Source organism: Phycisphaeraceae bacterium (assembly GCA_019454185.1).
Lineage (GTDB): Bacteria > Planctomycetota > Phycisphaerae > Phycisphaerales > UBA1924 > JAHBWV01.
In genome coordinates, this window is record CP075368.1 from 3,674,462 (window position 1) to 3,697,847 (window position 23,386).

The following is a 23,386-nucleotide window of genomic DNA, read 5'->3' on the forward strand; positions in this document are numbered from 1 at the left end:
CCATTTTGGTCAGAAGAGCGAGATCTGCCCCTGGGCGTCCATCTGTGGGGGACGGAACGCACCCTGATTGTGAGGTGGAGACGGGCGGTCGAGCCCGTACCGACGCGCAAAGAGCCGGAACGACTGCCGGATCTGGTCCGCGACAGGACCGGTGCCGACAAAGCGCTCACCGAACTCGCTGCTGGACATCTCCCCGTCGCGGCACTGACGCAACAGCGACTCGGCCTTCGCGGCACGATCAGGAAAGTGCGCCTGCAGCCATGCCGTATAGATCGACTTGTTCTGATGGGGCAGTCTCAGCAGGATGTACGCCGCGTTGTGGGCCCCGGCTTCCGCCGCGGCTTCGAGAATCTGGGCCACCTCGTGGTCGTTGATCGCCGGGATGATCGGGGCGACCATCACTGTGACAGGAATGCCGAGACCGGCGATCGTCCGGATCGTGTCGAGTCTCGATCGCGGGCTTGAGGCACGCGGCTCCATCACCGAGGCCAGCCGGTTGTCCAGCGTAGTCAGACTCACCGCGACGTGCACCGAACCCGTCGCGTGCAGCTCACGAAGCAGGTCCAGATCCCTGAGAATCAGCGAACTCTTGGTGATGATCGAGACCGGGTGGCAGCACTCGGCAAGCACCTCGAGCACACCCCGCGTGATCCCGAGATCACGCTCGATCGGCTGGTATGGGTCCGTCACGCCCGAGAGGACGATGGTCTCGGGTCTCCACTTGGGGTCTGACAACTCACGCCTGAGCAGGCGCGCCGCGTCATGCTTCGCGAACAGGATGGACTCAAAGTCGATGCCGGGTGAGAGCCCGAGGTACTCGTGCCCGGGTCTGGCGTAGCAGTAGAAGCACCCGTGCTCGCACCCGCGATACGGATTGATCGTCCAGTTGAAGTGGATGTCGGGCGAGTCGACGCGATTGATGATCGTCTTGGCGCGGTCGGCTCGGATCGTCGTTGAGAGCCGCTTGCCCTGCCCGCGCTCCCTGAGTTCGGCATCCAGCGCGTCGCCATCGATGGTCAGTGTGACACGCTCGTAGCGGCCCGTCGGATTGATCGTCGCGCCCCGTCCGAGCGCGTGATGCGGAGCAACCATGCCATCGGGATGGTCGTCGGTATCGCGTGGATTGCGGGAACTGCCATGCACGACGGGCGATTGTATTCGGATTTCGTTTGGTTTCAAGGCCAGGGGAAACGAAGCACGGCCCACGCCGCGGAGCGTGAGCCGTGCAGGAGAGATGAAGGCGTGATGATGCGCGTCGTGTCAGTTGACCTCTTCGCAGTTCACGATGGTGCCGAATCCGAAGGCGCGGTCATACCCGGCCCCTCCGTCGATGAAGGGTGTGGCGAGGCGCGGCCCGTCGACAACGAGCTTCAGGTAGTCATCTCCACCCGCGCCGAGCAGGCGGGGACGGCCGGTCACGGAGCCCTTGGCAAAGAAGTCGACCGTGTCGTTGCCGAGCGCGCCGTTGAAGGTCATGAGCACGCGCCCGTTGCTCTCGCTGCTGAACTTGATCGTGTCGGCGTCGGCTCCGCCGTTGACGCTGCCGGAGAAGTTCGCCGGCCCGCCGCGCGAGACGTTGGTGAGTTCGAAGACATCGATCCCCGCCCCGAGCGAGGCGAGCGTCGCGAGATTGAGCGTGCCGGTTCCGAGCGTGTCGATCGCGATGATCGCGGAGTCATTCCCCGCACCAGTGTTCGGGCTCGCGTTGACGTTGATGGAAGCGGCGTTTGACTTGACGCTCAGGTCGTACGTGTCCTTGCCGCCTGTGCCGGTCGATGAGAGCGACACGGACATCAGCTGAGACGCCTCGGGGGAGTCGATGCTGGCGACGGTCTCGTTCGTCCCCGCGCCCTGATTGGTGACCCAGTTGGCAGCGAAGGCCCGCGCGAAGGAGACGACCTCGAAGAGCACCTTGTCCTCGCCCGTGCCGCCCGTGACAGACACGGACGAGCTGGCGTCCATGATGCTCGAGCCCAGGTTGTAGATGACCTTGACGTCCGAGTTGCCCGCGCCGGTGTTGGCGGTGATCGCCGGAGCATCGCCCGTGAAGATCCGGAACTCGACGTAGTCGTTCCTGGGCCCGGCCGTCAGGTCGATCGATGTGATGCCGAAGTACTGCGTCGCCGGCGCGCCGATCACGCCCGAGAGGCGGACCTCGCCAGGAACGGGGCCGACCTCGATCTCCATCTGCTGGTCGGTCGCGAACGCGCTGGTGTTGATCGTCATGGCACCGCCCGAGACCGTGACGGTCTGGGCCATGGACGTGCCGGCGAGCGAGGCGAGGAGTGCCGCGGAGACGATGCCTGCGATGCCGTGTGAACGCTTCATATCGATGCTCCAGTCTTTGATGCTCTCACGAGTGGTCCGCGACTGCCGCGGCCCATGCACCAAATCTAGAGACATCGTAGTTACTGACAAGCGCGCGCAGATAATAAAAACGCATATTACATGCGGCCAGCATGAACGTCTGGCCACTGCTGCAATCAACAGGCGGCACATCTGGCCGATGGCGAGCAGATCAAGCCGCGCCGGCGCTCGCTGGCCACGATTGGCCCTATGGCCAGAACTGTGCCGACGGGTCTCGATCAGTGCCCGTTGCCAGCGCGGGCGTGAGTCTCGCTCTTGCTCGACGGCTTGCTCTGCGTGTCGGCGGACTTCGACCCTGCAGCATCCGGCTTCGACGAACCGGCGACTGTCGTTCCGGCGCGTGCCTTCGCGATGATCTCGGTTTCATTCGGGTGGCCACCCAGCCATTCCACCGTGCCGCTCTCCAGGTTGTAGACAGCACCGACGATCCGGAGCGTGCCGTTCTCTGCGCCACGCGCGATCGTCGGACTCGAGCGAAGCAGGTCCGAGATCGAACGCATCACGTTCGCGCGAATCGCGAGTCTGACAAGGTCCGCGTCGGAGGCATCAGGGTGGTTCCGCTTCGTCTCCTCTGTGGCAGGAACGATGGGTGCGAGGATCGCGCCGATGTTCCCGGGGGCATCGCCTCCGGCAGACGCCGCCTTCACAGCGCCGCACGAAGAATGGCCCAGCACCACGAGGAGCGATGAGCCGAGATGCTCGACGGCGTACTCGATCGAGCCCGCCTGGAAGGGGCCGCTCGTGTTACCCGCGACGCGAACAGTGAAGATGTCCCCGATCCCGCGATCGAAGACAAGCTCCACGGGAACCCGGGAGTCGGCACACGAGAGCACGATCGCAAACGGGCTCTGCGACCCGGCGGTCTCTCTCGCCCGCTCCGTGTCGGCGTGGCGATGCTCGCACAGGCCGCTCGAGAATCTCACATTCCCCGCCATCAGCATCTCGAGCGCAGCCGCCGGCGTCTGTTTCAACTCAGACGATGGAGGTGCGGCCGAGGCACTGGCGTGAAGGCAGCTCAACGCGGACAGGGCAAGCAACGTGCGACGCAGCATGGGATACTCCAGGAATAAGGGCCGTGGGTTTCCAGTAGACGCTCGAATCCACTGGAACACCGAGTTCGACCACATCCGGGGTGTCGGTGCTGGTCCCCCCGTGGTTATGCATGGAATTCGTGCGTCCGAAGCCGATTGGGCTCAAGGCGGATGCGGGTTTCCACGCAGGCCGCGCACCATACATCCATCCTGACCAAATACGCGCCTCCCAAACGCCGATCGGACCCTGACGTGAGGGATGCTCCTTGCGGGAGGCGATGATGCTGGACACGCCGCAGATCGTGGAACTGACCAACTCCGATGCGTGCGGCGGCGGCGCGTCAACCACCGATGCGGTCGGCTTCGTTGCTGGCATCGGCACAAGCCGCTCAACAGGCAACGCCTTCATCGACTACTTCACAAACGGCGGCACCTACATGCCGCGCATCGAGTGCATCCAGAACGCCTCGGGCCGCCCCGACTGGCCGTGGATCATCGCGCTCGTGCTGCTCACGGGGGGCGTGATCGCTGCATATCTGCGCATCTTCATCTTCTGGCTGAAGGGATACCTCAGCGAGGCGCCCGCCGACCGCAACCGCAAGCTCATGGATCTTGCGAACATTTTCCTCTGGTGCGCCATCTGCGGCTACGCGATGTCGCTCCTGATGTTCGTCTGGCCCGCATACCGGCTGCTGGCGGCCTTCCTGCTGATCCTCAACATCTGGTGCCTGAGATTCATCAGGAATCTGGGGGACCTGAGCGTCTCCTTCTCCGCCCGGCGCCTCCAGCGACAGCTCGCAGAGGCGATCGAAGAGCGGAACAAATAGCTGGAACGACAAGTCGTCGAGCGGACCCACGAGCTCGAACAGGCGCGGCAGACGGCCATCGCCGCGAACGAGGCGAAAACCCGCTTCCTCGCGATGATCAGCCACGAGATCCGGACGCCCATGACGGCGATCCTGGGCTTTGCGGAGCTCCTGGGATCTCCGGATGCGTCCCCTGCGCAGCGGACCGAGTGTGTCCGCACAATCAATCGACACGGCGAGCACCTGGTCGCCGTCATCAACGACATCCTCGACCTCTCGAAGCTCGAAGCCGGAAAGATGACGGTCGAGCGCGTCGAGTGCTCGCCCCTCGACTGCATCATGGACGTGGTGGGTCTCTACAAGCCCCGCGCCAGAGAGCGGGGCATCACCGTTGAGCACGTGCAGGAAACCGCGCTCCCGGATCGCATCTCCACGGATCCCACCCGCCTTCGCCAAGCCATCATCAACCTCGTCTCGAACGCCGTGAAGTTCACCGAGCGGGGCGGCGTCACCGTCCGCGTCAGCATGGAGCAGCGCGACGCTCAGCAACAGCTTGTCGTGCGCGTCACAGACACCGGCATCGGACTCACCCGCGAGCAGGTCGATCGACTCTTCGCACCCTTCGTTCAGGCCGACGATTCAACGACCCGACGCTTCGGAGGCACAGGGCTCGGGCTCTCGATCACGAGGCGCATCGCCGAACTGCTCGGCGGGGGCGTCGAAGTCGAGAGCAAGCCCGGCGAGGGCAGCACCTTCACCCTGCGGATCAACCCGGGTGATGTCGCGATGTCCTCGCTGGTCGAGCCCGACAGCCCCAGCATGACCGACTCCGGCACGCCGGATCCCTCCATCCCGCGCAAGCCAACGCTGAGCGGCCGCCTCCTTCTCGCGGACGATGCGCCGGACAATCGCAGACTCTTCGGACACCACCTGACCAAGGCGGGCGCTGTGGTGGAGGTCGTCGCCGACGGCCAGGCCGCGCTCGAGCGCGCCCTCGACGCGTGGCGCAGGCACCGAGCGTTCGACGCCGTGATCCTCGACGTGCAGATGCCCGAGATGGACGGGATCGAAGCCGTCAAGCACCTCAGGGCCGCAGGGTATGAGGGGCTGGTCATCGCGCTCAGTGCGGATGCCATGACCGAGGCGCGCCAGCGAGGGATCGACGCCGGATTCGACGACTATCTCACAAAGCCCATCGCAGGAAGCGTGCTCATCGACTCGCTCAGAGCCATCATGGAACGGCGCGGCATCGAGGTCTAACCCGCCCCGCGTCGCCCGCCCAGTTCACACCGTCCCGTACATACGGTCGCCCGCATCGCCGAGCCCGGGCAGGATGAACCCGCGTTCATTGAGCTGCCGGTCCAGCGCGGCCGAATAGATCCGAACATCAGGGTGGGCGTTGGCGAGGTGAGCGACACCCTCCGGTGCCGCGACGAGACAGATCATCCGCAGGTCCGTCGCCCCCGCCTCTTTGAGTATCGTCAGCGCCTGGATCGCGCTCCCGCCCGTTGCCAGCATCGGATCCACAAGCACCACAGGACCCGCGTTCAGGTCGTGGGGGAGTTTCCGAAGATACACAACCGGGCGCAGCGTCTCTTCATCGCGGCTCAGCCCCAGGTGCCCGACCCGCGCCTCGGGCATCATCTCCAGAATCCCCTCCGCCATGCACAGCCCCGCGCGGAGCACGGGCACAACCGTGATCTTCGCCGTGATCCTGCGCGCGTCGATCACCTCCAGAGGAGTCTGCACGCGCGCCACACTCGTCGGGAATGAGCGCGTGACCTCGAACACCATCAGACCCGCGATCTGGTAGAGCAACGCGCGGAACGGCCGATGGCTCGTCGACACATCACGCAGATACGCCATCTTGTGCTGGATCAGCGGGTGATCGAAGACGACGAGGTTCGGGTGGGTCTCAGGAGACAAGGGGGATGTCTCAGCCGCCGGCTTTGGGCCGTCCGGACTTTGCCGCACGCGTCGCCGCCGTCACACGAGAGAGCGGGCCCTTCACCTTCGCCGGAATAACCGGTGCGGGGGGCTCGATTCCGTCCAGGTGCTCGATCAGCTCTTCAATCGACGCACACGCCAGAGCCGCGGGCACCCGATCGCAGGCGAGATCCACCACATCCTGCTTCCCGCCGAGGAAGAAGAGCTTGACGTTCATCAACTTCTTCGTCGTCGCGAAATAGTCGGCGATCTCCCGCCCGTGGGAGGGAAGCCGCTCGAGCGAAACGATCAGGGCCTCGGGTATCGCGGCAAAGTCCAGCTTCGCCTTCGAGTCCGCGTGGATACGGACCGTGTGCCCGTTCTTCCGAAGCGCCTCCGCAGCGGGAAGCGCCTCTTCCTCGTGCCAGTGGATGTAGACGATGCTCGCCATGTCGCACCTCGGGGCCAACATGATAGAGCGTCCATCGCCCCGATTCGACCGTACCGGGCAGACAGCATGCAACACCAGCCGCACCGAGCGATCGTGGAACCATTCCAAGCAAAGGGAGACAGCAGGAAATCAGGCAGAAACTGGGGATCTAGGATTCGAACCTAGACTAACTGAGCCAGAGTCAGTCGTGCTACCGTTACACCAATCCCCAATCCGCGGCACGCCGCGTCGGTGAAGTGTACGCCTCGCACGCTTCGCGGCAAACCGGCTCCCATGGCCTCTCCGACCCGCCCCCGCAACCCCCTCTACAGAGCCAGCGTCGGGCCACTGCGGTCGCCCTCTCGCACCATGAATGGCTCAAAGCCGTGCCCGTCGCCTGCCGTTCTGGTCCGCGCGGCGTTACACCGATCACACATCCGCAGCCAAGAGCATTGTGCATGCTGGACTTACGCGCGCTGCTTGCGGGTCCGTGTTTGTTATCGAGTTGCCCGTTCTCTGCCGCTCAACCCTCGCGCTCAACGCGTTCAATCGCCTTGAGCACATCCGTGCAGATCGGGAAGAGGCGATCGAGCTGCGTCAGTTTGAAAAGGAACTGAACGTTTCGGTGCGTGTTGACGAGCGCGATTCGTCCACCTGACTTGTGCAGTTGCGTGAGCAGCGAGACCAGCGAGCCGATGGCCCCCGAGTCCATGTACTCCACGTTCTGGAGGTCGAGCACAAGATGCCTCGGGCGTGACGCGCCCGCGGGCGTGCCACCAGGTCCGACAACATCGCCCCGGAAGCGTGCCGCGACCTCTTCAACGAGGCGTTCGGCATCAGGGCCGGAGAGCGTCTGAATGACCACGATCGCGATCAGCGCCTGCCCGAGCGTGTCGTAGCGAGCCAGCTCGCAGTTCGGGGCAAGATGGCCGAGATCATCGGCCTTGCGCAGGGCGCGCAGCGTCTCATCCGACAGCACAGGCGAGTTGTGCATGTCGCGCGCCTTGGACTTGGATCTCAGGAACTTTCCAAGCACGTAGACCCCTCCTTCGGATCACCGCGCATCCGGAACATTCCTCCGCCATGCAGCGCGGCGTTCTCACGTCCCCCAGCGGCGTGCGCTGTTATCGGGCGATGTCGGCCGAGCCAGTGGCTTCGCTCTTCCATAACCGCTCTTGGATGGCTCGGGCGATGCCGCGGGGCTCGGGGTTGCGATCGTCATCGGGGGCGTCGGCGAGGCGCCGATCAGCGTCGAGCCGCTCGAGCCGACGCGCTGCTCATGTGCAGAGGACGGAGCATGAACCACGCTCGAAGCCGGCTGGCCGGCCCCGATCAGCGGCCCATCCGTGTGGGACTTGCCCAGCCGCTTGTCGCGTGCCTCCTCGATCGAACGGTCCATCCGATTGAGAAGACTCTTGACCTTGTTGAACGCCTGCCCGTCGGTTGCCATGCGGTGTCTCCTGCGTCGAGTCCATCGGCACGGTTTGCGGGCCTCTTCGGGTCGCGATCATTCCTGCGTGGGAAGGGTGGGAAGGCGTGCCGATCGTGCGGGCTGGGGCGAGAACCGCACGTCCGCATTGGGGATAAACACCGACCCGGCATGGGTTTGCGAGCCAGGTCCGGATCCGGCTCTCATGGCCGCACGCCCCCTTGAATACGATCAGAACATGAAGCGACCAGCACAGGGTGGTTCAGAGAGGCCCACATCCGACGCGGCCCATCGTGCCTTCGAAGGCATGCGCGGCGCCATCGACGCCCGCGAGCTCTTCTGGAATAACGTGATCCGGGACATCCTCATGTCCCTCTCCGTCATGAAACTCCAGCACGACGAGGCGATCCGCCTCGCCAAGGACGAAGCCGCCGTCCGCGCCCAGACCGCCGTCGATCAATCCGGAGCGACCATCACAGGCCCGCTCGGCGCAGATGCCGCACGATCCGTCATCATCGGCGCGGCCGACCACGAGTTGGAAGATGAAGAGGCCGAAGGCGACGAGACCGACGATGAGGCCCGCATCTCAGCATCCGAAGACCGCATCGAGGCCCAGGCCGAAGAAGAGGGGATCCACCTCTCCGGCGTTCCCCCGTTCGACGGACGCATGGCCGTCATCACGCAACTCGGCGTCCGCATCGCCATCGCGGATGTCTACCCCCTCTTCGCGTGCAGCGTCGGAGAGACTTCGCTCGAACGCGCACTCTCCGAAGATGTCCAGTGCTCCGTCTTCCAGATCCGCACACCCCAAGGAGAGGTCCACACACTCCCCGTCCACGAGATCCGATCATTCCACTCACTCTCCGAGCAGTTGATGCGCCAGATCGCCGCGGCGTCCTCCCGCGAGGACCAGTCCGGCGTCAAGACGACGGTCCCCTTCGGCTTCGGCGCGTACACCTCGCTCGCCAAGTCCGCGACAACCGCCGAAAGACCCGGCACGTCGAGCGTTTGAAGAAGTGCTCTTGAAGGCCCAATACTGACGGATGTTGCAGCGAACAGTCGGGTCTGAAGGGCAAACCCGAGTGTCAGGCGGTGGTTTCTCGCACACTCAACGTCGAGCGGCGCACTCTCGCTCGCGGCGGCGTGTGCCGATCAGCACGCCGGCACCCAGCAGACCGAGTGCCGCGGGGGCTGGCACAAGGTTCGTGACCGTCACCGGCTCGTCGATGCCACCATACGCGTACCCGATCAAGCGCCAGTTGTCGGGCGCGATATAGGCGTACTGGACATACCCGAACTGGCGTCTGTCCGAGCGGCAATAGGCCACATACGCGAACTCACCATTGCCGAATTGATCGAGCCGATAGTCGCCGAAAGTTCCATGAGCGATCTGCGCAGGGCTGACAGTGCCGAACTCATCGTCATAGCCGGGCATGCGGAAGTTGCCGGATGCGCTCAGAATCACATTCTCAATCTTCAGTCCACCATCAAGGTAGATCCCGGGAGACGCGATCGGCGGCGGTGGGAAGCTGTCCAGATTGTTTCCGCTGATCGAGGACTCAAGCAGGCCCGGCGATGTGTATTCCGCATAGAACGCCAGTGAATTCGGCTGCTCGTCACCGGCTCCGCCCGACGCGGGCAGCGGCGTCACCGTCAGCACGGGCGTGAAGATGCCGAGCTGGCGCGTGCCGTCGGCGAAGTTGGCCTCAGCGTACTCCGGTGTCACATAGACCTTGGTGATGTCGGCCATGGCGGTTCCTCCGAAGTTGAGCGCGGCGAGCATTGCGGGGAGCAGTGCGACGACGACTCGCGGGTGGATGATGCTCTTCATGGGCTTTCTCCTTCTTTCTCCGAGCGGCGTTGAGCCGTAGGCGCGTGCGAGCGACCCGGGCTCAACATCGATCGCATGTGTGACCAGGTTGTGTTGGAGAGAAGACACCGCTCTGGAGAGCGGTGCCACCAAAGACATCTACCAGAAAGGAGGACACCATCTCAACCCGTCCTCCAGTTGAGACTGATCTGGTTGCCGCTGAACTCGTCGGATCGCCTCAGTTCCGCGACGATGCGGCGGAAACCCATCGAGTCAAACGCCGGCACCTCACCCATCGCACACACTCCCCGCATCAGCAGCCCGCCATCTTCCCACGGAACAGCACGGCCGCGCGGCATCGCCGGAGGATCGTGAAGGATCAGAGCCCGGCAGCATCAGCAGCCACCCGCCCCCGGAGACAGTCACCCCGGAGGCCAACAGGCCCTCACCCCTCCCGAACCTCTGATGGAAGCATGCCACACGATTCCCGGTCGTGCCAGTGAATTACCGGATTCTCGGATGAAGATTGGGGTGGGAGTGTGGCTCGGGGAGTGAGTGGGGGGGTGGTGGGAGGCGGGGGCGAGTGCTTGCATCGGGCAGCCGCGGCGGCGAAACAAAGAACCCCGGGCTTGCGAGCTTTTTGCGTCATCGCTTCATTGCCTGTGTGTGTCGATCAAGGATGATGATGGCTTGGATCCATCGACGGACCCGCTCGATGCCGCGCACGTGCGGCGGGATAAGCCCCACATGGTGGGTCATTTCCAGGCGTGCAAACACACGCTCGATCACGCGCCGGAGTGACAGCAGGCCCCTGCCGAAGCCCGTCATGCTCTGCTCCAGCATGTCGATGGCTCGACGGCGGTCCGGATGCGTTCCGGACCGCCGCACGCCGCGACCCACGCGGCAGTCCTTCCGCGGAACCACCAGTTGTCCGCCCTTGCACGCGCAGAGTTCATAGAGCTTCACGCTGTCGTAGTTCGAGTCGGCCAGCACATACCCGTTCAACTCCATGTCTCGCATCATCCGCTTGGCCATCACTGCTTCATGGCAGTGCATGGGCGTGAGACGCCAGGAGACGATCGAGCCCGCGAGATCGCAGATCGCATGGAGCTTGTAGCCGCGCAGTCCCCATGCGCCGAAGGTCGCGGTCCGGTCTCCGGAGTGCGAGGCGACGCGCAGGGCCTTGCCGTCAAGAGCCAGCACCAACGCTCCCGATGCAGAGACCAGATTCTCCGCCTCCGCCGCGGCAAGTAACGCCTGGACGCTGGTGGTTCTCAGCCGCCGGCTCATCCTGCTTGGCGAGGGCAATCGACCACGCCGCCACAACGGCCATGCATCGCGTCGGCACGCCCAGGAGGTGGGTCGTCGGTGCAAGACGGCCCAGAGAAAGGTCAGCACGATGTCCGCATCGGTGAAGGTGAAGCGACCGCCACGCGGGCTCCGATCCAGCTTCCGCACGCTCGCCGCCAACACCCTCCAACTCGCGTTGTCCATGCTCGGTCTCCTGTCTGGCAGCTCCACCAGTGGGACCGAGCATGGCATGAGCCATCAGATCGCGCAAGTCTCCACAATGGAAACACTTGGAACACATGGCGCAAAATGCTCTTGCGCCCGCTGCTCCCCTTTGTCGGATGAGACTTTCTGCGCGGATGGTTCACTGCGCGTGATGCGAGCCGTCGCCGGACGCCCGTCCGAACACAGCCGCCACGAACCCCCACGCCCCGAAGATCGCGATGGCACCGATCGGCACGAGCGGCTGCCACGCATGCCACGCGCCGAAGTCGGTCAGAACCGGTGTCTGCCTCGCGACATTCTCTGTGACGATGAACGCGATCGCCGCCAGCACGCCGACTCGGATGTAGAGCAGCGTGAGCGTGAGACACGCGACAAAGCTCGCGCCCATCGCCACCACCATCCGTCCCGCGCTGCTCATGCCCGCGTTCGATCCCGTGCCGTACACGCGGCTCTCGTCGAACAGCACCAGCACCATCGTCATCAGGAGCACCACGATCCACTCTCGCCTCGTGATCCGCCGGATCCCCACTAAGACGAGCACGAAGAGAAGCCCCATCATCGCCTGCACCGAGACCGCAACCGCGACTCCGCCCACGTAGACCCAGGGGCGCATCGCCGAGAATCCGAGCGTGCCCTTCGCCGCGGCATCGCTCCCGAGAGGCAGCAGATAGCCGAGCCGGTAGAGCGCAGCGCCCACCACGCCGAGCGTCACACCCATGAGCACGCTCCGACCCACCAGCGGGTCCATGATTCGTCCGCTGAGAAGCCGCGTCCATGCGATCAGTGCCGTCGGCCAACGCCGACGCACGACCGGCTCGATCGCGAGATACGCAGACCACGAACCGACCGCGACCAGCACCGACCAGGCGAACACGTCGAGCACATCAAACCGCGTCCGCGGCACCAGCTCCTCGGCCATAAACCATCGGGCCAGCAGCATCGACACCCCTCCGAACCACGCGAAGCGGAGCGCGCCGCGCGTGTCCGCACGCCCCGAACGCAGGTTCCGGCGCGCGATGTAAGCCCCGGTCGCGATCAGCGCGAGCACGATCGTGAACAAGGACTGGCCGAGAATCGCCCCTAATACCCGCACGCCCCGCGCCGAGGCGGTCGCAACGGCATCGCCCGCCTCTTCTCTTGCAAGCCGGGTCTCCTCGTTCGTGACGAACCACTCCAACTCCCACGGCGAGAGCGACATCAGGTACACAAGCCGCCCGTCCGCGACGCCCGCCTCGACCCGCACCGCGATCTCGGGGCGATCCGGCCAGACCCCTTCCCACGCCAGGTGCCTGTCGGCACGCAACCCGGATCGCATGATCGGTCCAGTCTCCCTCATCGACGCCGGCTCCAGCCCGCACGCTCTCAACAGGTCCTCGTCCTTCCACGCCTGCGAACGAGGAGGCCCGATCGCGATCTCGGGCGGCACCGTGAACAGCCGCCTCACGCGCCCCTGCAGATCCAGCGAGACGTACACCTCGCCGGGTATGCCCCGCGCCGGTTGGTTCGAGGTCACCAACCCGCGATAGAACCCGCTCGATGCGGGCTCGGGCCACGGCGAAGGCGTCGCGCGATACCAGAAGAACACGAAAGGGGGCGTCGACTCGCGAAGCACGCGCTCGGAGATCGTCTCATCACCCCGTTCCAGAGCCCACCTCAGTTGCGCATTCGTGTCGTACCCGCTCGCAACCTGCGACCACGTCCGCTCGAGCCCGAACGCGCGGATCACCTCCGTCGCCTTATATCTCATCACCACCGGCGGCGTCGAGAGATCCTGACGCGATGCCACCGAGTATCTCGCAGAGAACATCGCAACAGCCAGCGGCAGCGCGAGCACCACCACGAGCATCAGCATGGCGAGAGCCGGGCGCATCCGACCTATCCCGCCCGCGCCCGCGACCATGTCAGGAGACGGAGTCTCTCCCGCAGCGAGCGCCGCCGCCAGCGGATCGCCACCCGGCAAGGCGGACGCAACCGCCAGCGCGGTCGCGGGCCGTCGCGCAGGGTCAGGATCAAGACAGCGTGCCACGACTCGCGCCACGATCGGATCGAGGTCGGGATGCTCCAGCACGCGCTCCGTCGAGGTTGCAGCATCAGACCGGATCGCCCTGAACTCATCGTGCGAAGCCCCCGCGTGGGGCCTCGCGCCGGTCAGCAACTCAAAGATGATCAGACCCAGCGCGTAGATATCAGAACGCGGGGTCGCCTCCTCGCCACGCAACTGCTCCGGAGCCATGTAGAGCGGCGTGCCCGCCGCCGCCGCACCGCCCGACACACGCGTGCCGAGCGCCGCCAGCCCGAAATCGCTGATGCGAGCGCTCCCTCGCCCGTCCAGCATGATGTTTGCCGGCTTCAGATCGCGATGGAGCACGCCCCGCTCGTGCGCCGCCGCGAGCCCGGCGCACACCTGACGCACGATCTGCATCGCCTTCTCGCGGGGCAACGCCCCGATCCGACGCAGCAGCGAGGAGAGGTCCTCACCATCGATGTACTCCATCGTCAGGAATGTCTCGACGCCACGCTCGCCGTGGTGCTCGCCGATGTCGTACACGCGGCAGACCGCCGGGTGCGACACCTCGCGCCCGACACGCACCTCCTGCCGGAGCCGAGCCACCCTCACCGGATCGCCCGTGACCTCGCGAGGAAGAAACTTCAGCGCCACCACCTGCCCGAGCGACAGATCCTCCGCCCGATAGACCGCGCCCATCCCGCCCGCGCCCAGGCGCGCCACGATCCGGTACCGCCCAGCGAGCATAGTCCCCGGCGGGAAACGATCCTCAAATGACGACGAGAGACCGCTCTCCCCCGACGCGTCGATCCGCTCCGTCGGGGTGCCGGGATTGACGCCGCCGACGCGATCGCTTCCACTCGCACCACCCTCGGGCACGCTCCGCGTCGGCATGTCGTCCTGTCCGTCTCGCGTCATGCACCCATGGTAACGACCTTGCACAGCCCGCATCGTGTATGGATCGTGCAGGACCTCTCCAGCACTTCCGCATACAAGCAGCACCGCACATCGCCAACAGTCTCACGCCGGTTTCCATGCCTAACGCGGATCATGCAGGAGCGGGGGTGCTCTCGCGGGCTCGGCGACGGTGCTCCAAGCCGCGCCGAATACACCAAGACCGAAGATCCGCCCTTCAAGGTGCGCAGCCATCGCCTCACGGGTGGACATGAAGATCGAGCGTCGTCGTGAAGCGTTTGGACCAGATACCCGAGGAACTGGCCCTGCCGGGTGCAGGTCCCATGATCGGCGCGGCAACACCATCCGACACGGACCATGTCAGATCGCCCGGCTGGCCATCAGTCACGAAGAGCCAGTACGCGAGCGTGGCTCGTTTCCGACCGGGGGTCGCAGGTGTGAATGTCGTCACAATCGCATACTGAGGAAACATGGGACTGTCGATCAGGTTCGGATACTGCGTCGACGCAGCCGGACCGAGCAGCGTCTGGCCCGCGCCGAACTCCCCGTCATGCTCCTCTTCGAGCGTGAGCGACTCGATGGCGACAACGACTTTGTGTCGCTGACCACTGAAACGCGAGACGCAGGCGACTTCGATTGTGACCGGCATCCCCGTCCGCGCCCTCGCCCCCCCACCGCGCCCCCCCCCTGCGCCGCCCCCTGCGCCGCCCGACAGCCGGAGCGACAACTCCGCGCTCTCTCGCGCGTACCGCTCAATCATCGCATCGTCGATCGCGCCGGCGAGCCACTGCGAGACCACCCAGTCCATTGCCGCTTGGGATGCAACGCCATTCATGCTTCTCGCTCGAACTCGCAGGATCCGTTCCGAAGCACGTTGCGCCTCATCTGCCGGAATCTCCATCGTCGCCAGCCGCGCCACGACCAGGTCACTGTCAAGACTGTTCGTGTGGATCAGATGCGAGAGCAGCGCGCCGCGCGGCATGACATCAAGAATCTCCGCCCGGAAACGCGACGATGCCCACAGCAGCGCCACCCCGGCCGCCAGCACCAGCACACCCGCCGCAATCCCGGGAATGCTGGCAACCCGCTCGCCCCGTATCGTCGCGCCCGGCTTGTGCCATCGCGTGCCGCACTCCGGGCATCGCTCGCCCGCGCCCTCACCCTTCTCATACACGCACGCGGCACAGAACTCCTTCGCACCTCGCCGCCGCAACACAGAACCGATCACGACGATCCCACCCGCCACCGCTACCAGCAGCGGCAAGGTGCCCGTCAGAAACCCGATCAACGTCGGCTTACTCGACGACACCATGACGACGCCGGGTACAACGCCAAAGGCCATCCCCAAGCGATTCGGCCACGGATTCCCGGGTTGCCTCACTCGCCATAAAGAGAGGGCCACAACGAACGCGTACAGCGACGCCGCTCCAAGGCAGATCAACACCACACGCTCGGTGTCGCCCCGCATCATGAAGACGAGCAAGGCGCATAGACATGCCAACATGCACGCCCCGCCGATTATTAAAGAATGGCGGAACTGCCGATACCGCTGCTCGTCAAAATAGTCGCGTTCCTCCCGCGTCATACGGGTAGTCTACAAACAACGTGGCCCCGATCCAACCGGACCGGGGCCATCGTGTATTCACATGGATGAAGAGCGTGTTCAGGTCGTCCCAGGGTCAACAGCCCGAACGTCTTAACCCAGGCCGCCCTTGAAGCCCTTCTTGCCGAACTTCTCGCGCAAGCGCCGGAGTTCCGGAGTCTCTTTCAGGATCTCTTCCGCGGTGCGTCCCGGCGTCTTGTCGCGCCCGCCCTTGCCTCCGCGTCCGCCAGGCCCGCCACCCCCACCAGAGCCCGCCGGCGCTTCCGGCGCGGCCTTGAGCGCCTTGATCGAGAGCGAGATCTTCCGCGTCCCCGGATCGATCTTCAGCACCTTGACCTTGACGATCTCATCCTGCTTCAGCACATCGCTGGCGTGCCCGATGCGGCGATGCTCGATCTCGGAGATGTGGACCAGCCCCTCGACACCCTTGGCGACTTCGACGAACGCGCCGAACTCCGCGAAGCGGACGACACGCCCGCTCAGTTCCGCGCCCTCGACGATCTCGTTGAGGGCGGCCTGGAAGGGATCTTCCGACAGTTGCTTCAGGCCGAGCGAGATGCGATCGTTCTCAAGATCGACCTTGAGGATCTGCACGCGGATCGGCTGACCCTCGGTGATGTGCTTGGCGATCGCCTTCTCGCCCATGAGCATGCCGCGCTCGTGCGTGATGTCGCTGGCGTGCAGCAACCCGTCGAGCCCGCCCAGATCGACGAATGCGCCGTAGGGCATGATCTTGCGGACGACCCCGTCCACGACCTGTCCCTCGGTGATGGTCTGCTTGAGCTTGGCGGCTTTTTCCTTGCGTTCGACAGCGAGCAGGTCGCGGCGCGAGAGGACAACATTGCCCTTGCCGCGCCGGTCGATGCGCTGCACCTGGCACGTGAACTTCTGGCCGATGTAGACCGAGAGATCCTCGACGCGATCGAGCGAGACCTGCGACGCGGGCATGAAGGCCTCGTGCCCGCCCGTGAGCTCAAGCTCAAGCCCGCCCTTGTTGACACCAGTGACGCGGGCCTCGACGGTCTGGCCGATCTCCATCTCTTCCCACGCGGCTTTCTGCACCGCGCCGGGCTTCGAGCAGATCAGGATCCCATCCTTCGGGTCGCGACGGGTGACGATCACCTCGATCTCATCGCCGACCTTCGGCAGCTCCGCCTCGACATACTGCGTGCGCTCGACGAGGCCGATCAGCTTCGGACCGAACTCGATGAAGATGTCCGTCGGACCGACGGAGACGACCTTCCCCGAGCGATGCTCGCGCCCGGCCGAGACCACGCGCGGCCCTCGGATCGGCGCGGGGCTCGCGCCGCCCACCGGACGAGGAGTCGGCTTCGGCGCGCCGGGTCGATCGGACTCGACGCCCAGATCGGCCATCGCCGCGTCGAGTTCCGCCTGGATCTCCGGAGAGAGATCAGCCGCCTCGCGACCGGTCGGCTTGGAAGGAGCGGATGTCACGTCTTCGTTGGTGGGGGCCATAAGTATCGGTGGGTGAAGGTGATCGATCGTCTGGGGCATCAGCGGCTGCCGCGCCGGCACGCGCCGACGGGCAAGAGTTTACACGGGCCGGTCGTCCGAGCCAACGGTTCCCCAGCCATTCGCAGAATCAACCCGGATCGGGCGTTCTAGGACCCGCCGAAGGGCCCTGATCGTCGATCGGACGCCCGAAGAGCAACTCGATGAATGGGCGGTCCGCCGATTTGCACAAGACATACACATGGTCGCCATCGTGCAGCCGGGTATCCCCGCGCGGCGCGATCATCTGCTCACCCCGCACCACCAGCACCACCGCCGCGTGCCGCGGGAACGCGATCTGCGACAACGCGGCATCACAGACCGCGAGCGAGCGATCGATGTGGAACGCCAGCAATTCGCTGTCCAGCGACTTGCGGGCATTGATCTCCAGCACCGCCTCCGGCACCGGCTTGTCCGGCACATCAAGGCCCAGCTTCCGCGTCACGAGACGCACCGTCGAGCCCGGGATGATCGCGTTGACCACCACAATGAAGAACACGATGTTGAAGACGCGCCCCGCGCCCGGCACACCCTCCAGCATCGGGTACGTCGCCAGCACGATCGGCACCGCTCCGCGCAGACCGACCCATCCGATGTACCCGATCTCCTTCGCCGGCATCCGCAGCGGCCCGAGACAGACCGCCACCGCGATCGGACGCGCCACAAACGCCAGAAACAGCCCCAGCGCCAAGCCCTCGCCCCACACCGAGGCAAGTGACGAGGGATACACCAGCAGGCCCAGCATCCCGAACATACCGATCTGGCTCAGCCAGGCGATCGCATCGTGAACCCGCGCCAACCCGGACTTGTAAGGCAACGGACCGTTCCCCAGCACCACGCCCGCGGCATACACCGCCAGGAAACCCGATCCATAGCAGAGCGTCGCCCCGCCGAACGCGAGCAATGCCAGCGCCAGCGTCACCACGGGATACAGGCCGACCGTTCCGAGTCGCACCCTTGCCAGAAACCAACGCCCCGCAAGCCCGAACATCACGCCGAACGCGAGCCCGATCAGCAACTGCACCGGCACATCGATGGCCAGCCGCCACCACGAGACCGGGCCGGAACCGCCCGACGCAAGGATCGCCTGAACGAGCATGGCAGTGAGCAGCACGGCCATCGGATCGTTCACGCCCGACTCCAGTTCGAGCGTCGAGCCCACACGGTCCTTCAATCGCAGCCGCCCGCCTCTGAGGACGGCAAAGACCGTTGCCGCGTCCGTTGAGGAAACGACCGCGCCGAGGAGGAGCGACTCCGGCCACGGGAGCCCGATCATCCTGGCGCACATCGCGACGAGGCCCGCCGTCAACGCCACGCCGACCGTCGCGAGTATGCCCGCCGGCAGCGACGCCCGGCGAACCACCGAGAGCGAGGTGTTCAGGCCGCCGTCAAAGAGGATCAACGCCAGCGCGAGCGTGCCCAGCCGGTAGGCAAGCCCGTAATCATCGAAGGGGATCCCGCCCAGCCCCTCCGATCCGGCCAGGATCCCGAGCAGCAGGAAGAGCAGCACGACGGGAATGCCGAGCCGATCGAGCGGCCGCCCGAACACAACGCTGAAGACCAGGATCGCTCCGAACGCAACCATGACGATCGCGGAGGCCGTTGGCTCCGAGGTCGCGAGAATCAGCGTCGGGCTGTACGCAGAAAGATCGATCACGTCGCGTGGACCATAACCCCTCCACCGAGCCCCGTCCAACGCCGCGAGTACGATGCCGCCACACGCCGACCCTCGGAGCCCCGCGATGCAGAGTCTGTACGTCGAGAGCATCCCGTCTCACGCGACGCCCCAGCACCCAGAGCGACTCCCCGTCGCCGTCTTCCAGACCAGCGCGGGCGTGAATCGCGCCGTCGCCGGAGAGATCGCCTCGCTGATCCGCAGCCGCGCCGGATCGGGCCGACCGGCGGTGCTCGGGCTTGCCACCGGCTCAACCCCAGTCGGCGTCTACGACGAACTCGTCCGCCTCCACAAGGAAGAAGGCCTCTCGTTCAAGAACGTCATCACGTTCAATCTGGACGAGTACTGGCCGATGAAGCGCGATGAGCTCCAGAGCTACCACCGCTTCATGCGCGAACACCTCTTCGACCACATCGACATCCCGTCCGGCAACTGGAACCTGCCCGACGGCGAGAAACCCCTCGCTGATGTCGAGCGATTCTGCCAGGACTACGAGAAGAAAATCGCCGACGCCGGCGGCATCGATATCCAGCTCCTCGGCATCGGACGCACCGGCCACATCGGCTTCAACGAACCCGGTTCCGCGCGCGACAGCCGCACCCGCCTCATCTGGCTCGACCACGTCACCCGCATGGACGCCTCCAGCGACTTCTTCGGTGAATGGAACGTCCCGCGTCGCGCCGTCACCATGGGTGTCGGGACCATCCTCGACGCACGCCGCGTCCTCCTGCTCGCGTTCGGCGAGCACAAAGCCAAGATCGTGAAGCGAGCCGTTGAGGGCGACATATCCCAGAGTGTCTCCGCGTCGTTCCTGCAGCAGCATCCGAGCGCGCAGTTCGTCCTCGACCCCGCCGCCGCCGCCGACCTCACCCGCTTCCGTGCGCCCTGGTTGCTTGGGCCGATCGAGCGGTACGGACTGACGTGGGACGAGCGGATGACCCGCAAGGCGACGATCTGGCTCGCACGCGAACTCAAGAAACCGATCTTGAAACTCACCAACGAGGACTACAACGAGCACGGGCTCCAGGAGCTGCTGGCCAATCGCGTCGGGTCCATGCCCGGCGCATCACCAACTCCCGCCGCCTCGCAACGCGCCACCAGTGGGGGGGCGAGCGCGGGAATGAGCGGCGGGGCATATGCCATCAACCTCGATGTCTTCCGCTCACTTCAGAAAACCATCACCGGCTGGCCGGGAGGAAAGCCCAACCAGCGCGCCGGCGAAGGCCCCGGCGACTTTCCCAAGCGCGTCATCGTCTTCAGCCCACACCCCGACGACGATGTCATCAGCATGGGCGGCACGTTCATTCGCTTGTGCGAGCAGGGACACGAGGTCCACGTCGCCTACCAGACCAGCGGCAACATCGCCGTCTGGGACGAGTCCGCCCTCCGCCACGCCGACTTCGTCTCTGAGTTCGCCCGCGCCTTCCCACAACTTGGCACGGATGTCGCTGAACGGATCGAGCAATCCGTTGAGACCTTCATCCGCTCCAAGCAGCCCGGCGCGATTGACACGCCCGAGCTCCAGAGGATCAAGGGACTCATCCGCCGCACCGAGGCCCGCGCCGGCGCACGATACTCCGGCGTCCGCGAGGAGAACATCCACTTCCTCGACCTTCCGTTCTACGAGACAGGCCGCGTGAAGAAGATGCCGATCGGTGAGGATGACCTGCGGATCACGATGGATCTGCTGAAGCGCGTGAAGCCGCAGCAGGTGTACGCCGCCGGCGACCTCTCCGATCCGCACGGCACGCACCGCGTCTGCTTGGATGCGATCCTGAAGTCGATCGTGCGACTCCGCGCCGATCCGACGGAATCTGCATGGGCACGCGACTGCGTCGTCTGGCTTTACCGGGGCGCGTGGCAGGAGTGGGAGCCCGAAGAGATCGAGATGGCCGTGCCGCTGAGCCCCGACGAGGTGGTGAGGAAGCGCATGGCGATCTTCAAGCACGAGAGCCAGAAGGACCGCGCCCTCTTCCCCGGCCCGAGCGACCCGCGCGAGTTCTGGCAACGCGCCGAGGACCGCAATCGCGCCACCGCCAAGCTCTACGACATGCTCGGGCTCGCCGAGTACGAGGCGATCGAGGGCTTTGTGAGGTGGAAGGGTTGAGTGCGCATCGCATCGCTTATTTCGCCAGATCGGTGATGTTCTCGAAGCCCCAGTGGGTGTTGAGACTGAAGAGCGACGTGAACCGGGTCGTCTCATTGCCGGGGTTGATGGCGAAGACGCTGATGAGGCCCGTCGCGTCGATCTGCACGTCCAGCACGCTTACCACTCTGCGCTCGATCGGGACGCCGAAGCCCGACACCGTGACCCACGGTGTCGTGGGAGGCGGCAGGAGCAGCGAGACAGTGTGAAGGATGAGAGCGCCGGTGTCGAGGCGGGCGGTCGCGATGTAGAGCGAACCGGTGCGGGGATCGAAGACGATCGACATCTCGTCATGCTTCATGGCGGGAGATGCGTCGAGCGTCATCGCGTTCCAGTACGCGTCGCCCGGCTTCCATGAGACCATGGTGATCTTGCCTGAGGCGTTGATGGCGCTGAAGTGGATGCCGCGTGCGCCCGCGGCGGCGACGTCGAGGCCTGTCAGGGGACTCTCGACTCCGGCGTACTCGCTGAGATTGCTGATGTACCAGCGTCCGGCGGTGAGCGAGGTCCAGACGGTGACAAGGTCTCCGTCGGGGTTGATCCCGGCGATGTTGAGGCCACCCCATGACGTGGCGGTCGCGACGATGCGCCCGATGTACTGCGGGGTGGCCAGGCCGCGCCACTGCAGTTGGTTCTCGCTGATGTTCCACTCACGCCACGCAGCGGAACGACCGGGCGGGAGCACATAGCGGACCAGGTCCCCGTCGTCGTTGAGACCGACGATGTTGCGGCTTCCCCCTGGCCCGACGGTCATCGCAACCTCGGGACGCAGCACCGTCCCTGTGCCGAGTGTCTCGCCGAGAACCTCATATGTCCACGCGCCGTTCGCCAGCTCGCTGTAGATCGCAAGCCCGCGATCCGTCGCTCCCGCAGCACGCGCGAGGCCGGACTGCGGATCGAACCATGTCAGCAGGGAGCCGATCGCCTCCGGCCCTCCCGAGGCGTCTGCGACGTTCGTCACTTTCCACGGCGCGTTCGTGCGATCGATGAAGACGAGCCCCTCGCCGCTCGCGCCGATGGAGGGGACGCCGAGAACCGGGTCGCTGCGAGATGGGGCGATCGTGGCACGCGTGCCGAATGCGAGGCGCGGCGGGCTCACGGATGCGCCGATATGGAGAAGCCCGGCGCCCGAAGTGGAGACGACGTAGCGAGACTCGGGGCTTCCGCTGTCGGAGCGGAGAACGATCTCCGAGTTATTATAGACAAACCACGTGCCATGATCGCTCGAGACGTACTCGCCGTCCGACTCAAACGTTCCGTCCCCGTTCAGCGTGAGCGACCACGAGATGGATTCCTGGCTGTACCTCAGACGCTGCAGGAAGTGATAGGTTCCCGCGACTTCCTCGGCAGCGGCCGCGCTGTCGACACGCACCGCCACGCCGGCGTGGATGGAGCGGTCGCCGCTCGCGACGTCGGCGAAGATGAGCGTCGAGCCGTCCGCAGAGAGGAAGAACTGCTGGCCGGCGGACGTCGTGAAGCGGGAGCCCCCTGTGGAGCTGGTGACGCTCGTCTGAAAGAGCAGACGATCGGTGGCGGCCTCGTAGAACGTGACGTTCCGCTCATCACCTCCGCGTTGGATAGAGATGCGACCGGTTCGGATGGTCTCGATCCCCGTGTGCGTGTCGCGCTCGATCATGGAGAAGCGGTAGTTTCCGAGTGCGGCGGCGAAGGGCGTGGTGGGAGCCCCAACCGCGACAATGAACTGCTCCTCGGAGTGCGCGACATACGGCGTGTCGCCGACGATGTCGTCCTTCATCTTGTGGCCGCGCCACCAGCCGACGGTGTAGCCGTCCTCGGGGAGGAACTGGGCACCCGTGTTGCTCCCGCTCGTCCAGTAGGGCGTCTGGTACCTGAACGCTCCGTTGTCGGTGAGTGACAACTGGGCGTTGCGGACGGGCGAGGCGGGGCCGGCACCGGCTGCGCCGTCCCAGCGCATCTGATACCGCAGCACGTTCTCGTCCGAAACGCTTCCGAGCAGGGTGTAGCTGCGGTACGTCGGTTGGATTTCGGGTTCGTACTGCGAGAAGTCGTACGACAGCCCCACGGCGGCGATCTCTGTCGCCGCAAGCACCATGCGGGATTCGAGGGACTCGAGTGCGGCGGGTGCGAGGGCGGTTGCGGGCGGTGCGCGGTCGGGCGTGCGGGAGCGCGGCATCAGAGGCCTCCTGTGGCGCGACGATCGTGAGTGCGGGCGGTGGTGCCCTGTTGTCATGCAG

Annotated in this window: 19 protein-coding genes and 1 tRNA gene; 4 read left to right on the forward strand and 16 right to left on the reverse strand. The window is 65.3% G+C overall.

Features of this window, described 5'->3' with window-relative positions; genetic code table 11:
* Positions 1 to 9: 9 nt before the first annotated feature.
* The 3 genes from KF838_15325 to KF838_15335 all read right to left on the reverse strand — a co-directional run bounded on the left by KF838_15325 (position 10) and on the right by KF838_15335 (position 3,419).
* Positions 10 to 1,143, reverse strand: a complete 1,134-nt coding sequence (locus KF838_15325; GenBank protein ID QYK48150.1) for a PA0069 family radical SAM protein — start codon at positions 1,141 to 1,143, stop codon at positions 10 to 12.
* A gap of 117 nt (positions 1,144 to 1,260) precedes the next feature.
* Positions 1,261 to 2,328 (reverse strand): hypothetical protein, encoded by a 1,068-nt coding sequence (locus KF838_15330; protein QYK48151.1) that lies wholly within the window; start codon positions 2,326 to 2,328, stop codon positions 1,261 to 1,263.
* Between the two features lie 257 nt (positions 2,329 to 2,585).
* Complete coding sequence (locus KF838_15335; protein ID QYK48152.1) at positions 2,586 to 3,419, reverse strand: carbonic anhydrase; 834 nt, start codon at positions 3,417 to 3,419, stop codon at positions 2,586 to 2,588.
* A gap of 257 nt (positions 3,420 to 3,676) precedes the next feature.
* Between KF838_15335 and KF838_15340 the strand changes: the two genes are divergently transcribed.
* On the forward strand, positions 3,677 to 4,225 hold the full coding sequence (locus tag KF838_15340) for a hypothetical protein (protein QYK48153.1): 549 nt from the start codon (positions 3,677 to 3,679) through the stop codon (positions 4,223 to 4,225).
* A gap of 93 nt (positions 4,226 to 4,318) precedes the next feature.
* The gene (locus KF838_15345; protein ID QYK48154.1) at positions 4,319 to 5,464 is read left to right on the forward strand and encodes a response regulator; all 1,146 of its coding nucleotides are present in this window, start codon (positions 4,319 to 4,321) and stop codon (positions 5,462 to 5,464) included.
* Positions 5,465 to 5,488: 24 nt separating this feature from the next.
* On the opposite strand, the gene upp is transcribed toward KF838_15345, so the two are convergent.
* From upp to KF838_15370, 5 genes are all read right to left on the reverse strand, one after another.
* A complete protein-coding gene (gene upp / locus KF838_15350; protein QYK49845.1) occupies positions 5,489 to 6,070 on the reverse strand; it encodes a uracil phosphoribosyltransferase in 582 nt (193 codons plus the stop codon).
* 70 nt (positions 6,071 to 6,140) lie between these two features.
* Positions 6,141 to 6,581, reverse strand: coding sequence for a hypothetical protein (locus KF838_15355; GenBank protein ID QYK48155.1), 441 nt, complete (start codon positions 6,579 to 6,581; stop codon positions 6,141 to 6,143).
* A 140-nt stretch (positions 6,582 to 6,721) separates the two neighbouring features.
* Positions 6,722 to 6,792: transfer RNA gene (locus tag KF838_15360), tRNA-Gln, on the reverse strand.
* A gap of 291 nt (positions 6,793 to 7,083) precedes the next feature.
* Positions 7,084 to 7,596 carry an STAS domain-containing protein gene (locus KF838_15365; protein ID QYK48156.1) on the reverse strand — a complete coding sequence of 171 codons (513 nt, stop codon included), beginning with the start codon at positions 7,594 to 7,596 and terminating at the stop codon, positions 7,084 to 7,086.
* A gap of 63 nt (positions 7,597 to 7,659) precedes the next feature.
* Positions 7,660 to 8,010 (reverse strand): hypothetical protein, encoded by a 351-nt coding sequence (locus KF838_15370; protein QYK48157.1) that lies wholly within the window; start codon positions 8,008 to 8,010, stop codon positions 7,660 to 7,662.
* Between the two features lie 217 nt (positions 8,011 to 8,227).
* Here KF838_15370 and KF838_15375 point away from each other — a divergent pair, with 217 nt between their 5' ends.
* Positions 8,228 to 9,001 (forward strand): hypothetical protein, encoded by a 774-nt coding sequence (locus tag KF838_15375; GenBank protein ID QYK48158.1) that lies wholly within the window; start codon positions 8,228 to 8,230, stop codon positions 8,999 to 9,001.
* Between the two features lie 96 nt (positions 9,002 to 9,097).
* Here KF838_15375 and KF838_15380 read toward each other — a convergent pair whose 3' ends face one another.
* From KF838_15380 to KF838_15410, 7 genes are all read right to left on the reverse strand, one after another.
* Positions 9,098 to 9,820, reverse strand: coding sequence for a hypothetical protein (locus KF838_15380; protein ID QYK48159.1), 723 nt, complete (start codon positions 9,818 to 9,820; stop codon positions 9,098 to 9,100).
* Positions 9,821 to 9,981: 161 nt separating this feature from the next.
* Positions 9,982 to 10,158, reverse strand: coding sequence for a hypothetical protein (locus KF838_15385; protein ID QYK48160.1), 177 nt, complete (start codon positions 10,156 to 10,158; stop codon positions 9,982 to 9,984).
* Between the two features lie 286 nt (positions 10,159 to 10,444).
* Positions 10,445 to 11,293 (reverse strand): transposase, encoded by an 849-nt coding sequence (locus tag KF838_15390; protein QYK48161.1) that lies wholly within the window; start codon positions 11,291 to 11,293, stop codon positions 10,445 to 10,447.
* Positions 11,294 to 11,453: 160 nt separating this feature from the next.
* Positions 11,454 to 14,237, reverse strand: coding sequence for a serine/threonine protein kinase (locus KF838_15395; GenBank protein QYK48162.1), 2,784 nt, complete (start codon positions 14,235 to 14,237; stop codon positions 11,454 to 11,456).
* A gap of 235 nt (positions 14,238 to 14,472) precedes the next feature.
* Positions 14,473 to 15,819: a hypothetical protein gene (locus KF838_15400; protein QYK48163.1), complete on the reverse strand. Its 1,347-nt coding sequence runs from the start codon at positions 15,817 to 15,819 to the stop codon at positions 14,473 to 14,475.
* A gap of 111 nt (positions 15,820 to 15,930) precedes the next feature.
* Complete coding sequence (locus KF838_15405) at positions 15,931 to 17,313, reverse strand: S1 RNA-binding domain-containing protein (protein QYK48164.1); 1,383 nt, start codon at positions 17,311 to 17,313, stop codon at positions 15,931 to 15,933.
* A 127-nt stretch (positions 17,314 to 17,440) separates the two neighbouring features.
* Complete coding sequence (locus KF838_15410) at positions 17,441 to 19,117, reverse strand: potassium/proton antiporter (GenBank protein QYK48165.1); 1,677 nt, start codon at positions 19,115 to 19,117, stop codon at positions 17,441 to 17,443.
* Between KF838_15410 and nagB the strand changes: the two genes are divergently transcribed.
* Entirely contained in the window at positions 19,092 to 21,131 is a 2,040-nt protein-coding gene (gene nagB / locus KF838_15415) for a glucosamine-6-phosphate deaminase (protein QYK48166.1), read from the forward strand. The two genes, KF838_15410 and nagB, sit on opposite strands and share 26 nt — an antisense overlap.
* 16 nt (positions 21,132 to 21,147) lie before the next feature.
* On the opposite strand, the gene KF838_15420 is transcribed toward nagB, so the two are convergent.
* On the reverse strand, positions 21,148 to 23,325 hold the full coding sequence (locus KF838_15420) for a hypothetical protein (GenBank protein ID QYK48167.1): 2,178 nt from the start codon (positions 23,323 to 23,325) through the stop codon (positions 21,148 to 21,150).
* Positions 23,326 to 23,386 lie beyond the last annotated feature (61 nt).